Annotated in this window: 11 protein-coding genes; 2 read left to right on the forward strand and 9 right to left on the reverse strand. The window is 73.1% G+C overall.

The annotated features are described in order from the left end of the window. Positions 1 to 2: 2 nt before the first annotated feature. The 4 genes from ACZ5ID_RS11020 to ACZ5ID_RS11035 form a co-directional block, all read right to left on the reverse strand. Positions 3 to 932 (reverse strand): ATP-grasp domain-containing protein, encoded by a 930-nt coding sequence (locus ACZ5ID_RS11020; RefSeq protein ID WP_468895884.1) that lies wholly within the window; start codon positions 930 to 932, stop codon positions 3 to 5. Positions 933 to 1,078: 146 nt separating this feature from the next. After that, entirely contained in the window at positions 1,079 to 2,329 is a 1,251-nt protein-coding gene (locus tag ACZ5ID_RS11025; RefSeq protein WP_468895887.1) for a 4-hydroxybenzoate 3-monooxygenase, read from the reverse strand. A gap of 125 nt (positions 2,330 to 2,454) precedes the next feature. Further along, positions 2,455 to 3,006 (reverse strand): AAA family ATPase, encoded by a 552-nt coding sequence (locus ACZ5ID_RS11030; protein WP_468895889.1) that lies wholly within the window; start codon positions 3,004 to 3,006, stop codon positions 2,455 to 2,457. Positions 3,007 to 3,134: 128 nt separating this feature from the next. Further along, a complete protein-coding gene (locus tag ACZ5ID_RS11035; protein ID WP_468895893.1) occupies positions 3,135 to 3,929 on the reverse strand; it encodes an MIP/aquaporin family protein in 795 nt (264 codons plus the stop codon). A gap of 337 nt (positions 3,930 to 4,266) precedes the next feature. On the opposite strand from ACZ5ID_RS11035, the gene ACZ5ID_RS11040 reads away from it, so the two are divergent. Together ACZ5ID_RS11040 and ACZ5ID_RS11045 are read left to right on the forward strand one after the other, a co-directional pair. Next, the gene (locus tag ACZ5ID_RS11040) at positions 4,267 to 5,058 is read left to right on the forward strand and encodes a polysaccharide lyase family 7 protein (protein ID WP_468895896.1); all 792 of its coding nucleotides are present in this window, start codon (positions 4,267 to 4,269) and stop codon (positions 5,056 to 5,058) included. Between the two features lie 36 nt (positions 5,059 to 5,094). Beyond that, positions 5,095 to 7,431, forward strand: coding sequence for a protein kinase domain-containing protein (locus tag ACZ5ID_RS11045; RefSeq protein ID WP_468895899.1), 2,337 nt, complete (start codon positions 5,095 to 5,097; stop codon positions 7,429 to 7,431). Positions 7,432 to 7,434: 3 nt separating this feature from the next. Here ACZ5ID_RS11045 and ACZ5ID_RS11050 read toward each other — a convergent pair whose 3' ends face one another. The 5 genes from ACZ5ID_RS11050 to ACZ5ID_RS11070 form a co-directional block, all read right to left on the reverse strand. Then, the gene (locus ACZ5ID_RS11050; RefSeq protein ID WP_468895903.1) at positions 7,435 to 8,424 is read right to left on the reverse strand and encodes a TolB family protein; all 990 of its coding nucleotides are present in this window, start codon (positions 8,422 to 8,424) and stop codon (positions 7,435 to 7,437) included. Further along, positions 8,421 to 9,668: an MFS transporter gene (locus tag ACZ5ID_RS11055; protein WP_468895906.1), complete on the reverse strand. Its 1,248-nt coding sequence runs from the start codon at positions 9,666 to 9,668 to the stop codon at positions 8,421 to 8,423. The genes ACZ5ID_RS11050 and ACZ5ID_RS11055 overlap by 4 nt, the downstream gene beginning before the upstream one ends. After that, positions 9,668 to 11,017: a discoidin domain-containing protein gene (locus tag ACZ5ID_RS11060; RefSeq protein WP_468895909.1), complete on the reverse strand. Its 1,350-nt coding sequence runs from the start codon at positions 11,015 to 11,017 to the stop codon at positions 9,668 to 9,670. Before ACZ5ID_RS11060 ends, ACZ5ID_RS11055 begins: the two co-directional genes overlap by 1 nt. A 231-nt stretch (positions 11,018 to 11,248) precedes the next feature. Continuing rightward, a complete protein-coding gene (locus ACZ5ID_RS11065) occupies positions 11,249 to 11,998 on the reverse strand; it encodes a hypothetical protein (RefSeq protein WP_468895912.1) in 750 nt (249 codons plus the stop codon). 257 nt (positions 11,999 to 12,255) lie between these two features. Next, positions 12,256 to 14,142: an ABC transporter ATP-binding protein gene (locus tag ACZ5ID_RS11070; protein ID WP_468895914.1), complete on the reverse strand. Its 1,887-nt coding sequence runs from the start codon at positions 14,140 to 14,142 to the stop codon at positions 12,256 to 12,258. Between the last annotated feature and the right edge of the window lie 55 nt (positions 14,143 to 14,197).

The raw sequence follows: 14,197 nt of genomic DNA on the forward strand, positions 1-14,197 counted from the left end.
CGTCACAGCATGGCCAGGTGCGCCTCCACATACGGAACCGCCACCGACTCCGCCGGGTGGGCCGCACCGAGCATCGGGTGGACGTTGACTTCGAACACCGCGCCGCCGTTCTCGACGGCGAGGTCGACGCCGCCGAAGCGCAGCCCCACGGCCTTGGTGGCGGCGACCGCCAGCTCGCACAGGTCGACGGGCAGTTCGTCCACCGGCATCGGGGTGCAGGCCGCGCCCTGGGCCTCGTTGCAGGGCGCGTCGGGACGGGCCTGGACGTGTTCGCACGCCTGCACCGCGCGTCCGTCGAGCACGGAGACGCGGAACTGGTGGCGCTGCCCGGTGGCGTCGAAGTTGCGGGCGTCCCGCGAGATCAGCCAGTCCTGCCCGGTGTCGGCGAAGTGGGCCAGCGCCTGGAAGAGCTGCTCGAACGTGGTGATGTGCCGGACGTCGTCCCCGCAGGTGCCCAGGGCGGGCCGGGCCCAGACGTCCCGCCCCAGCCGGTCGAACGCCGCGGCGGCTGCGTCCACGCTCGGCCGCGTCAGGGTGACGGTCTCCATGTGCGGAATGCCGTGCAGGGCGAACCGGGCCGTCGTGAGGTTCTTGTCGGTGGCCGCCCGCCACGCGTCGGCGTCCGTCCCCAGGGAGACCGTTCCGTGGCGTCTCATCAGCCGCTGGAACGGCTCGAAGCGGCGGCGTTCGGGCGGCTGGACCTCGTAGACGAGCAGGACCGAGGGAGTGACCACGAGGTCCTCGGACGGCACCTCCAGGCGTACGGCGCGGTCCACCACCCGCGCCCGGCCGGATCCGCCGGTCAGGAAGTGCCGCGCGTCGACCAGGACCGCTGGCCGTCCCGTCAGGAACTCGACCGCGGTGGCCAGGGCGGCGCGGCTGCCCTCCGTCGAGCTGTGGTCGGTCATGAGAACGATCTCGCGGTCACTCATCCGGGCTTGGTCCCCTCGCCCCCCTCGCTCCCGGCCGGGACGCGGTGTGCGGCCGGTGCGAAGGATGAAGAACCTGCTGCAGTACGCGGACAGAAGTGCCCCCCGAATGTACGGAAGGGCTCGCCCGGGCCACAGTAGGCTTTCCGTCAACCTGGGAGCGGCCCGGCGGCCGTCCTCACCCCGCCCGGTCCCGGCCTGCCGAGCGGCCGGCGTTCGCTCCACCCCGTGTACGCCTCCGCCAGATAGGCGGAGCCGGCCGCGGAGCCGACCACCGAGGCCAGTTCGCCGAGCTGGCGCCGTACGTCGAAGTCGGTGGCGCCGGGGGCGCGGTGCAGCATCGTCGTCATCCAGTACGAGAAGTGCTGGGCGCGCCAGACGCGGTGCAGGGCGCGCGGCCCGTAGGCGTCGAGGGCGGTACGGTCGTGCTTGGTCAGCGCCCTCTCCACGGCTTCGGCGAGCAGCCGCACGTCGGCCAGCGCCAGGTTGAGGCCCTTGGCGCCGGTGGGCGGGACGGTGTGGGCGGCGTCGCCGGCCAGAAGCATGTTGCCGTAGCGCATGGGCTCGCACACGAAGCTGCGGAAGCGCAGGACCGAGCGGTCGGTGACCGGGCCCTCCTTGAGGGTGAAGCCGTCCGCGCCGCGCACCCGTTCCTGGAGTTCGGCCCAGATCCGGTCGTCCGTCCAGACCGCCGGGTCCTCGTCGGGGTCGCACTGGAAGTACATGCGCTGCACGGATTCCGTACGCCGGCTGATGAGGGCGAAGCCGCGTTCGGAGTGGGTGTAGACCAGTTCCGGGGCGCTGGGCGGGGCGTCGACGAGGATGCCGAACCAGGCGTAGGGGTATTCGCGGAAGAAGTGGGTGCGCTCCGCCTCGGGTACGGCGGTGCGGCACACCCCGCGCGAGCCGTCGGCGCCGACCAGGACGTCGCAGCGGATCTCCCGCGCCACCCCGTCGGCATCGGTGAACAGGATGCCCGGGTGTTCGGAGGTGAGGTCGACGACCTCGGTGCCCCGGACGCCGAAGCGTACGTCTCCCCCGTCGCGTTCGCGGGCGTCGGCGAGGTCGGTGAACACATCGGTCTGCGGGTAGAGCCACACGCTCTCCCCCACCAGGGCCTGGAAGTCCACGCGGTGGTTCTCGCCGCCGAAGCGCAGCTCGATGCCGTCGTGCGGGCGGCCGTCGCGGCGCACCCGGTTGGACACCCCGGAGTCGGTCAGCAGCCGGACGTTGTCGGCCTCCAGGATGCCCGCGCGGCTGGTGCCCTCGATCTCGGCCCGGGTGCGGTGGTCCACCACCACCGAGTCGATTCCGGCGCGGGACAGCAGGTGCGCGAGCATGAGTCCGGCCGGGCCCGCGCCGACTATGCCGACCGCGGTCCGGGTGAGGGATTCCGCCATGACCCGTCCTTTCGTGTCGAGGGGAAGCGGGGAGGGAAGGGGTGCCGTCGGCGTAAAGGCGGTCCGGCTGCCGGACGGCCGGGGCCGTCCCCGTCCGCCGTTCCGCCCGGACGGCGGCGCGCCGTTCAGCCCTTGGCCAGGATGGCGTCGACCGTCTCCTCCAGTGTCTGCTCGGAGCTGTCGAACCACCGTCCCTCACCGCCGAGTTCGGCGCGCAGCGCCGCGTCCAGGAACGACCAGTCGTCCGCCAGCACCTTGTCCCGTTCGGCGACCCGGCGCGAGACGACCTCGGCCGCCGGAGCCAGGACGGTCAGCCGCAGCGGAAGACCCTTCAACTGCTCCAGGTAGAAGTCCAGATGGGCCCGCCGGACCACCACGTCGTCGATCACCGGAACGACACCCGCGGCGTGGAGACTGCGCGCCAGCGCCGACGCGTTACGGGCCCTCAGCAGCAGTTGGCGGTCCGCCTCGGGGTCCTTCCGAGGCGAGGGTGGACGCCCGCCCGCGACGATGAGGTCCTGGAGACGGTCGCCCTCGATGTGCGCGCCGAGGGGGAAGCGGCGGGCGAGCGCCGCCGACACCGAACTCTTGCCGGACCCCGGGATGCCGATGACGAGAAACACGTCGGAGGCGGGTTCCCTGTCGACGGTTCGGTCCTGGAAAAAGGTTTCCGGCATGCTCTCTCCGCTCCTCTGCCGCGATATCCGGCCTACGGCCCGTACGACGGTCCGCATGGTACGCAGGCCGTCGGTCGACGCACGGAGAATTTCTCCCCGGGGCGGGGGGCCTCGTAGCTGCCGGTCCGTCAACCACGCCCGTGCGTAATGGGTTTGGCGCGTGCCAGCACGTACCCCCGATGGGCCAGAGCACCCAGGGCGGCCCCCAGCAGCGGCGCCGTGAGGTAGGCCCACAGGGCGGTGGTGGTGCCCGAGACGGCCGCGGGGCCGAGCTGGCGGGCCGGGTTGGCCGACCCGCCGCTCACCGGGCCGAGCAGCGCGATGATCAGGCCGACCACCAGCCCCACGGCGTACGGCATGGGCCGGGCGAGCCCGGGGTGGGCGACGAAGAAGCCGATCAGCAGGGCCACCGCCGTGAAGCTCGCCGCTTCCAGGACGAAGACGGCCAGGGAGGAGCGGCCGGGGGCCGGGCGGGCCAGTCCGTCGCTGAGAGCGGCCGACTGGAGCACCGGCCCCCACACCAGCCGGGCCAGCGCGGTCCCGGCCAGCCCTCCGGCCAACTGCCCTACCGCGTAAGGAAACACCGCGCGCGCCGGGAACACGCGCATCAGCCACAAGGTCACACTCACGGCCGGGTTCAGGTGGGCGCCCGAACGGCGGCCCGGCGGGCTGGTGATCAGCCCCACCAGCAGCACGGCGACCAGCGCCCCGACCACGCCCAGCGCGAGGCGCAGATCCGCGATGAAGACCGGTGAGCCGGGATCGAGCAGCCACCGCACCGTCGTGACCACCACGAACATCATGACCGCGGTGAGCGCACACTCCACCGCGGCGCCCCGCCACGGCTGGCCTCCCGGTTCGTACCGTGACCCGCCCGCCGCCACGGCCGGGGCCTCCCCCGCCCCCACTCCCCCGTCGGACACCGATCCGTCCCCCCTCATGCCGGCCGACCACCCCCACCGCCCCGGCGGGCGGTCGGGAACACGCGCAGGGTAGGGCCACCGGCCCGTCGGAAGGCACCGAAGCCGCCAACCGGCCGCGAAATGACCGGGAACACCACCTTGCGTCGGGGCGGGGAAGGCCGTTGGGCGTTCCGGCGGGAGGAACTTCCCGTCGTTTCCCAGCCATTGACGCGGCCATCCCGGAGCTCTACGGTTCTCCGAGTTCACGTCACCACACAAGGTTCATCCATATGAACCTGCGGCTCGAATCCGCGCCCCGAACCGAGCATCTGTCCCCCCACACGACAGGACGCCCCCCATGCGCATCCGCTCCCTGCTCATATACGTGACCGCCGCAACCGCCGCCGGTGGTCTCGCCCTGCTCGCGCCCAGCGCCTCGGCCACCACCACCGGCGCTCTCGCCGACCCGTCGGTCGCGCCGGGCGGCAACTTCGACCTCTCCGTGTGGCAGCTCCAGGAGCCGGTCGGCTCGCCCGGCGCGCCGACCACGATCCCGTCGTCCCGGCTCCAGGGGGCCAACGGCTTCCAGGACGCGTACTTCCACACCGACACCCGCGACGGCGCGATGACGTTCTGGGCGCCGGAGAAGGGCGTCACCACCCCCAACTCGAACTACGCCCGCTCCGAGCTGCGCGAGACGAACCGCGACGGCAGCGCCGCCAACTGGCCGCTGAGCGGCACCCACCGGCTCGACGCGACCCTGCGCGTGGTCTCCGTGACGTCGAACGTCTGCGTGGGCCAGATCCACCTCGGCACCGGCGGCTCGTCCACCAAGCCGCTGCTGGAGCTGTACTACCGGTCCAGTGGCGACATCGTCCTCGGTACCGAGAACTCCCCGTCGGGTGGCCAGACCCCGCACACGGTGGGGCACGTGGCGGTCGGCAAGACGTGGAGCTACACGATCGGCGTGTCGGGCGGCCACACGATCGACCTCACCGTCAACGGCACGACGACCCACTACGCCATCCCGTCGTCGTTCAACGGCTACAAGCAGTACTTCAAGGCCGGTTCGTACAACCAGTCGTCCTCCGACAGCACCACCAGGGGCGCCCGCGTCGGCTTCTACAAACTCACGGTCTCCCACGGCTGAGCACGCGCGGCCTCCCCGCTTCGCTATGTTGTCCTGGTGCGGCGGATCGGGGAGTTCACCCTGGAACGGCGGCTGGGCGCCGGCGGGATGGGCGTGGTGTACCTCGCGTGCAGCCCGACCGGGCGCCAGGTCGCACTGAAGGTGATCCGGCCCGAGTACGCCGACGATCCGCACTTCAGGGCCCGCTTCCGCCGCGAGGTGGCGGCGGCCCGCAAGGTCAGCGGCGCGTTCACCGCTTCGGTGGTGGACGCGGCCCCCGACGGCGACCCGCCCTGGCTTGCCACCCAGTACGTACCGGCCGAGTCACTGGCCGCGCGGGTGGGCTCGGGCGGTCCACTGCCGGTGGCCGACATCGCCCGGCTGGCGGGCCAGCTGGCCGAGGCGCTGCGCGACATCCACCGTCAGGGGATCGTGCACCGGGACCTGAAGCCCGGCAACGTCCTGCTCGCCGAGGACGGCGCCCGCGTGATCGACTTCGGGATCGCCAAGGCGGTGTCGGAGAGCCGCGCGCTGACCCGCACCGGCGCGATGGTCGGCACCCCGGCGTTCATGGCGCCCGAGCAGCTGTGCGGGCCGTACCGCGTCTCCTGCGCCACCGATGTGTTCGCGCTGGGTTCCGTGCTGGCGTTCGCGGCAATCGGCCGCAGTCCGTTCGAGGACGCCGAGGCGGCGGGCGCGGAGCCGATCGCCGCCGCGTTCGCCGTGGTGCACGAGCAGCCCGATCTCACCGGTGTGCCCCGCTCGTTGCACGCCCTCCTCATGCGCTGCCTGGACAAGGACCCCGGTCGGCGGCCCCTTCTGGACGAGGTGCTGCGCCTGGCCACCCGGGCCGGGGAGGCCCGACACACCGTCGATCCCTCGCGCCCGGCGCGCGGCCGGTGGCGCGGTGCGGCGCCGGCCACCCTCGCCCTGCTCGCCGCCCTGCTGACCGGGGCCGACGCCCCGCCCTTCGCCGTGCTGTCCGGCGGCCACGGCTGCGCCACCGGTCAGCGCGCCATCGGCGAGGGCGCGAAGCGCACCTGTGTCGGTCTGCTCACCGGCACGTTCGCCCGGCCGGGGCCGGCGCGCTCCTCCGACAGCGACCTGACGCCGGTCCTGAAGCTGATCCGGGCCGAGAACCGCCGGGTCGTCGAGGCCTCCACCGGGCGGGGCGCCCGGCCGTACGCCTCCGTCGTCTATCTGACGCCCATCACCGCCGAGTACGACGGAACCAGCATGATGGCGAGCGTCCGGCACGACCTGGAGGGCGCCTATCTCGCGCAGCGCGGGGCCAACCGGGAACCCGGCGCCGGGCCGGGGATCAGGGTGCTGGTCGCCCAGACCGGCGGCAGCTCCGAGCAGCGCGCGTACACGGTGGGGCAGGTGCTCCGGCGCCGACGGGCCGAGCACATCGTGGCCGCCGTCGGCCTCGGCGGCAGCACTGCCTCCAGCCAGGACATGGTCGGGGAGCTGACCGCCGCGGGGCTGCCCGCGTTCGGCTCGGTGCTCACCGCCGACTCCTGGGCGGGGACGCCCGGTCTGCTCCGGGTCGCGCCCGCCAACGCCGACCAGGCCGCCGCCGCCGTACGGTTCCTTTCGACGGGGGACAGCGCCCGTGCCCGGCTCCTGCTCGTCGAGGACGTCGCGGCGGGCGACCAGTACACCAGCACGCTGGCCACGCAGTTCCGCGCCCGGATGCCCGCGGGCCGGCCGGCGGGCGCCCTGCTGTTCGACTCCGCGGCGCCCGGCACCGCCGACACCTTCCGCCGCCAGAGCGGCGAGCTGTGTGCCGCCCGGCCGGACGTCGTCTACTTCGCGGGGCGCGGCACCTCACTGCCCGCGTTCCTCACCGCGCTCGCCGAACGGCCCTGCCGGGACCGTCCGTTGACCGTCTTCTCCGGCGACGACACCACCCAGGTGGTGCGCACGGACGGCTTCGGCCCGCGGGAGCTGGCCGCGGCGCTGCGCACCGGCCGGATCGACCTCGTGTACACCGGGCTCGCGCACCCCGGGGCGTGGGACGTGGCGCCGCGCGCGTTCGCCCCGCGGGCCGTGGCCCCTTTCCGCGACGGCACGTTCGCCGCCGCGTTCCCCGGCTCGGGGCTCGACGACGGGCGGGCCATCATGATGTACGACACGGTGCTGCTCGCCACCAGGGCGCTGCGCACGACCCCGGCGGTGTCCGACCCGACGGCCACCGACGTCCACCGGACGCTCGCCGCGCTGCGCGGGGGCGCGGCGGTGGCGGGCGCCAGCGGCTGGATCTCCGTCGACGGCGACGGCGGGCCCCGGGACAAGGCCATCCCGGTCATCCGCATCGAGCCGGGCGGTCGCACCAGCACGATCGCCGTCACCTCCGCCGACGGCACCCCGTACGTCCCCGCCCGGCCGTGACGCTCACCGGACGGCCACCGGGGAGGAGCCGCCGGCCGCCAGCAGCCGGGGCCGGCCGGTGCCGTCCGCCGGGACGGACCAGATGTCACTGGCGCGCCCACCGCGTCCCGGCAGCGCGTAGCCCACGGTCGTGCCGTCCAGCCACGCGGCCTGGTCGTCGACGCTGTGCGGCTCGGCCAGCGGGTGTTCGCGCATGCTCGCCAGATCGAGGACGTACAGCCGCCACGGCGCCCGGGGGTCGCGGGAGACCTTCTTCTTGAAGGCCAGGCGGGTCCCGTCCGGTGACAGCGAGGGACATTCGGCGTTCTCCCGCAGCGCCTTCGCCGACCAGTGGCGCAGGTCGCCCTCGACGAGCCGGGTACGGCCCCGGCTGGAGACGGTGGCGTAGAAGCGGTTGTCGTCGCGCGCGAAGGTGACGCCCCAGTAGTTGACGTCCGGCGCGTGGTAGCGGGCGCCGTCGACGGTCAGCGGGATGTCCTCGATGGACTTGATCAGGTAACCGGTGCGCAGGTCCAGGATGGAGGTCCGGGTGGAGAATCCGGAGGCGGCGTACGAGTCGCCGACGGCGAACGCGGTCCAGGACAGCAACTGCCCCGAGGCGGAGACACGGGCCCGGCTGGGGATGCCGGGCACGGTCAGCCGCCGCACCTCCCGCAGCCGGCGGTCCAGCACGAGCGCCTGGGTACGGGCGGGCAGGCCCGGCAGTTTGCGCAGGCACAGGGCGCGTTCGCCCGCCGCGTAGAAGCGCTCGCAGGACGGGCCGCCGCTGACGCGCTCCGCCCCTTCGCCCGCCAGCCGCGCGACCCGTCCGGTGGCCGTATCGCGGAAGTACAGACCGGGCACGTCGAGCCCGAACGAACCGTCGGCCTCGGCCTGTTGGGCGGGGCGGTCGCGGTGCCGGGCGTGCAGGACGTACCCGAGGGAGCCGCCCGCCAGCAGGAGCACGGCGACGACGACCAGGGCGAGCCGCAGACGGCGGTGGACGGGCCTCACGAAGCCTCCGGGGCGGGTACGGGAGCGGGAGCGGGAGCGGGCAGGACGCGCCAGGCGGCCAGGAGCGCGGCGGCGAGCACCGACCCCGCCAGCCACAGCGCGGGCCGCTGCCCCCACAGGGTCCAGGCGGCCCCGAAACCGGCCGCGCCCAGGAGCCGGGCGAGCGCTTGACCGGTCTGGAGCACCGCGAGGCCACCCGCACGGCCGCGTACGGGCAGCAGGGGCCCGGCGAGGGCCATCAGCACCCCGTCCGTGGCGGCGTAGAAGACGCCGAGGAGGGCGAGTACGGCGACGGCGGTCGGCCAGGCGAGCGGGGCGAGCAGCAGGGCGTACGCGCCGAGCAGGGCCGCGTGCCCGAGCAGGAACGGCAGCCGCCGCCCGGTCCGGTCGGCGATCCGGCCCACCGGGACGGCGAGCAGCAGATAGCCCGCGGCCGGGCCGAGGGGCAGCAGTGGGAACAGGGCGGTCGGCAGGTCGAGGCCGCGCTGGAGCAGCAGGTAGACGAAGGAGTCCCCGATGGTGGCGGCGCCGAGCAGGGCGGTCGCGTACAGCACCCGGCGGAAGACCGGGTCGCGCAGTGCCGTGCGGGGGCGGGCGGTCACGGGGGCGGGCGCCGTACGGGAGGCGCCGGGGACGTGGACGGCGAGCAGGAGCACGCCCAGCAGTCCGGTGCAGAAGCTGACGACGAACACCGCGTCGTAGGCGTCGGTGGCCGCCTGGAGCACGGCGAAGGCGGCGAGGGGCCCGAGGAGCGCGCCCGTGGTGTCCATGGCGCGGTGCACGCCGAAGGAGCGGCCGAGCGTCTGCGGCGGGCCGCTGAGGGAGATGAGGGCGTCGCGCGGGGCGGTGCGGATGCCCTTGCCGAGCCGGTCGGCGGCGAGGGCCGCGGCGATGCCGGCGGTGGCGCCGCCGGCGAGGAGCAGCCCGAGCCGGGAGAGCGCGGAGAGCAGATAGCCGGCGCCGGCCACCCGCTTGTGCCGGCCGCCGCGGTCGGCGAGCCGCCCGCCGAGCAGCCGTACGAGCGCGGTGGCGCCGTTGAACATGCCGTCGAGGAAGCCGAACTGGAGCGGGGAGAGGCCGAGGCCGAGGACCAGGTAGAGCGGCAGCACCGCCGTGACCATCTCGGAGGAGACATCGGTGACGAGGCTGACCGCGCCGAGCGCGAGGACGGTGCCGGGGACGCGCCGCCCGGCACCCGAGGTGCTGGGCGGCGCGTCCGGACGGCCGGTGGTGGCCAGGTACATCAGTGGCAGCCGTACTTCGGGCTGGTGTCCTTGACCTGCCCGTCGGTGCCGACGTAGGTCCACCCGTAGCCGGAGTCGGTGAACTCCAGCTTCAGCACGCCGTACTGGCCGCTGATCCGCTTCTGGCTGTTGGGCTGGACCTGCTCGATCGGGTACGGCTCGGCGCCGCCCATACCGCCCACGATCTCCACGATGCCGTCGGCGGTCGCCCTGCCGTCGGGGTCCTGCGGCGCGAACCGCTCGTAGTGGTGGTCGTGTCCGTTGAGGACGAGGTCGGCCCTGGCCCCGTAGAGGAGCTTCCAGACGGGCTTGGAGACCGGGTCGTTGCCGTGGCCGCCGGACGAGTACAGGGGGTGGTGCCAGTAGGCCGCGACGCACTGCTTGCTGTTGGCGGCGAGGTCGGCCTTGAGCCAGTTGATCTGCGCGGACTGGTCGAAGGAGTTGGAGTCGAGGGCGATGAAGTGCCAGTTGCCTTCGTCGAAGCTGTAGTAGCTCTTGCCCTGCGGGTAGGCGATGCTGCCGAAGTACGCCTTGTAGCCGGCCAGCGACCCCGCCGGGTCGTATGTCTCGTGGTTGCCCGGGATGGGATGGGTCTTGGCCTTGAAGGCCCCCCAGGTCTTGTCGTAGTAGGCGCGGTAGTCGGCTATGCGGGCGTCGTCGTACTGGTTGTCGCCCATCGTCAGGTAGAACTTCGGGTCGATCCGCTGGGCGAGGGCGGCGGTCCTGGGGTGGGCGCAGCCGCTGTCGGAGGCGGTGCACTGGGCGGCTATGTCACCGGCCGCGACCACGGTGAAGGCCCCGCCGGGCGGCGGGCCGCCGTCGACGGTGCCGTACACCTCGGCCTCGTAGAGCGAGTAGCCGTACGAGGTGGCGCGTGCGGTGCCGTAGACGCGCAGGTATCTGCCCTTGCCGGACAGCGCGGTCAAGTCGTCGGTGCCGCCGTTGCCCGCCTTCTCCTCGACGAGCGGGGTCCAGGACGCGCCGTCCTGGGACACCTCGACGCGGTAGGCCTTGGCGTAGGCGGCCTCCCAGCTGAGTCTGACCCGGCTGACGGTGGCGGTGGCGCCGAGGTCGACGCGGATCCACTGCGGGTCCTTGCCCTCGGCGCTGGCCCAGCGGGTGGCGCTGTCGCCGTCGAAGGCGTTGGCGGCGGCGAGGGAGGAGGTCTCGGTGGAGGAGGCGGTGGCGGGCTTCCCGCGCGAGATGAGGGGGTCGGCGGCGGCTCCGGCCCGTCCGGGCCAGGCGAGCAGCAGACCTCCGAGGAGGACGAGCACGGCGGCGAGGACGAGCGGGAGGGTGAGGGTCCTGCCCCCTGGGAGGCGGAGTGGGGGTGGGGTGTTCAGGCGCATACCTGGACTCCGTGGGTGGGTGACGGCGAGAGCTGGACACCGTTGCGCGGCCCCGCCCCCCGGCCTCTTCGGCAGGGGGCGGCGCCACGGCAGCCGGGTCAGAGCTCTCGCTGAGCGCGTCATACCCACGGGGGACGGGCACCGCGCCAAGCCACCGCCGGGGAGCGTAGCGGATCGGAAGGTTTCCTACCAGTAGTGCGGCAGGGACTGCGCGATGGCCTCTGGAGCAGGTCAGCGGTGGATACGGAGGAGCAGCTCACTGAGGGGCGCGGTCGCGGCTTCGTGCAGGGCGTTCTCCCAGTAGGAGCGGTTGAAGACACGTGCCCGCTCCAGGGCCTCCTGCCACGGTTTCGAGGCGCGGGGTTCGGGGGCCCTGGCGTCGAAGTCCTTGATCGTGTCGTAGGCCGTCCTGCACGGTCCGGACACGGCCTGTTCGGTCTGCTGAAGCACAAGTGCGAGATCGGGAAGCGTTTGACCCTCGCGAGCCCGGCTCCACGCGTCGCTCGCCCCCTGGGCACACGCCACGATGTTGGTCTGGAGGTTGATCCGGTTCTCGATCTTGTCGAGCCCCGCCGCACGCGCCCTCTTGATGCCGTACGAGACGATGCCGTCGGCCAGCTTGCTCGCCGCGTTGATCCGGATGTTCGCCACCGAGACCGTGAACCGGCTCTGCCCGCGGTAGTTGAGGACGACCGACTCGCCCGGCAGAACGACCGTCTCGCCGGGCGCCACGAAGTCCTGCGCGGCCTGCCTGGCGCTGTCGGCGGCCCACTGGGTGAGAGTGGGACTCGCGGACGTGGAGTCGACATCGCCGTTCTGACTGCGGATCAGCAGCACGGCGTCATCCCGTGACGTATTGGTGAACACGGAACAGGTGGGCTGATAAGGGCTCGCGCCGCGCTCGGTGTACCGGCCCTCGTACCCCGCCACGACGGGCAGTTCGTATGTGGTCGCGCAGCTCGTGGCCGCTGCCGCGGCCATACCCGATGCCACCGCCGGCAGTGGCAGACCGAGGGCCGTGGCCCCGACTACGAGGATTCTCAGTGCGGCACGCATGGCGGCCTCCGGGTGCCCGAGAGGCGGCCCCCGAGGGGACACCTTCAGTCTGCGCCCCGTCGAGCCTTGGTGCGAGCCGTCGGGGCCTCGCCGGATTTCGCCGGCAGGCGGGACCGGCCGGGCCGCCCGCGGGTGGAGACGGGCCGACCGGCCCCGGGCCGTTCGCGGTGGAGCGGGCCGAGTCAGCCCAGCTCGGCGTGCGTACCCCCCGGGCGGGCGAACTGGGTGCGGTAGAGCTCCTGGTAGCGGCCCTCGCGGGCGAGCAGTTCGTCGTGGGTGCCGCGTTCCACGATGCGGCCGTCCTCCACCACGAGGATGAGGTCGGCGGACCGGATCGTGGAGAGGCGGTGGGCGATCACGACCGCGGTGCGGCCCTCCAGGGCCTCGCCGAGTGCCTCCTGCACGGCCGCTTCGGAGGTGTTGTCGAGGTGGGCGGTGGCCTCGTCGAGGATGACGACGCGCTGGCGGGCGAGGAGCAGCCGGGCGATCGTCAGGCGCTGGCGCTCGCCGCCGGAGAGCCGGTAGCCGCGTTCGCCGACGACGGTGTCGAGCCCGTCGGGCAGGGAGGCGACCAGGCCGTCCAGGCGGGCCCGGCGCAGGGCGTCCCAGAGGTCCTCCTCGGCCGCGTCCGGGCGGGCGAGCAGCAGGTTGGCGCGGACCGACTCGTGGAAGAGGTGGCCGTCCTGGGTGACCATGCCGATGGTGTCGCGGATCGAGTCGGCGCTCAGGTCCCGGACGTCCACGCCGCCGAGGCGTACCGCCCCGGAGTCGGTGTCGTACAGCCGCGGCAGGAGTTGGGCGACCGTCGACTTGCCGGCGCCGGAGGAGCCCACCAGGGCGACCATCTGGCCGGGCTCGGCGCGGAAGGAGATGCCGCGCAGCACCTCGGCGCCCCCTCGGGTGTCGAGGCTCGCGACCTCTTCGAGGGAGGCGAGCGAGACCTTGTCGGCGGAGGGGTAGCCGAACCGCACGTCGTCGAACTCGACGGAGACCGGCCCGTCGGGCACCTTCTCGGCCTGCGGCTTCTCCGCGATGAGGGGCTTGAGGTCCAGGATCTCGAAGACCCGCTCGAAGCTGACGAGCGCGCTCATGACCTCCACCCGGGCCCCGGCGAGCGCGGTGAGCGGGGCGTACAGACGGGTGAGGAGCAGGGCGAGGGAGACGACCGCGCCCGCTTCGAGCTCGCCGTGCAGGGCGTAGTAGCCGCCGAGTCCGTAGACCAGGGCGAGCGCGAGGGCGGAGACGAGGGTGAGGGCGGTGATGAAGGCGGACTGCGCCATCGCCGTACGGACACCGATGTCACGGACCCGGCCGGCGCGGGCGGCGAACTCGGCGGACTCGTCGGCGGGCCGCCCGAAGAGCTTGACCAGGGTCGCGCCGGGCGCCGAGAACCGTTCGGTCATCCGGGTGCCCATGGCGGCGTTGTGCTCGGCGGCCTCGCGCTGGAGCCGGGCCATGCGGGTGCCCATGCGGCGCGCGGGCAGGACGAAGACGGGCAGCAGGACCAGCGCGAGCAGGGTGATCTGCCAGGAGATGCCGAGCATCACGGCGAGGGTGAGCAGCAGCGTCACCAGGTTGCTGACCACACCGGAGAGGGTGTTGCTGAAGGCGCGCTGGGCGCCGATGACGTCGTTGTTGAGGCGGCTGACCAGGGCGCCGGTGCGGGTGCGGGTGAAGAAGGCGACCGGCATGCGCTGGACGTGGTCGAAGACGGCCGTGCGCAGGTCCAGGATGAGGCCTTCGCCGAGCGTCGCGGACAGCCATCGGCCGACCACGCCCAGGGCCGCCTCGGCGAGCGCGATCACGGCGATCAGCAGGGCCAGCCGGGTGACGGTCCCCGTCTCCTCGCCGCCGACGATCGCGTTGACGACGCGCCCGGCGAGGAGCGGGGTGGCCACCGCCAGGAGCGCCGTGGCGATGCTGAGCACGAGGAACAGGGCGATACGGCGGCGGTGGGGCCGCGCGAACACAGCGATGCGTCGCAGGGTGGCGCGGTTGAACGGTCGTCGTTCCTGCTGCGCGGTGATGACGTTGTGGAGCTGTGTCCACGCGGTGGTTTCCATACTCATACGAGGAACGTACGACCTCTAGTTAAGTCGAGGTCAAGTGTTCCCCAAATCGGCC

The organism is Streptomyces sp. NPDC031670 (assembly GCF_055580545.1).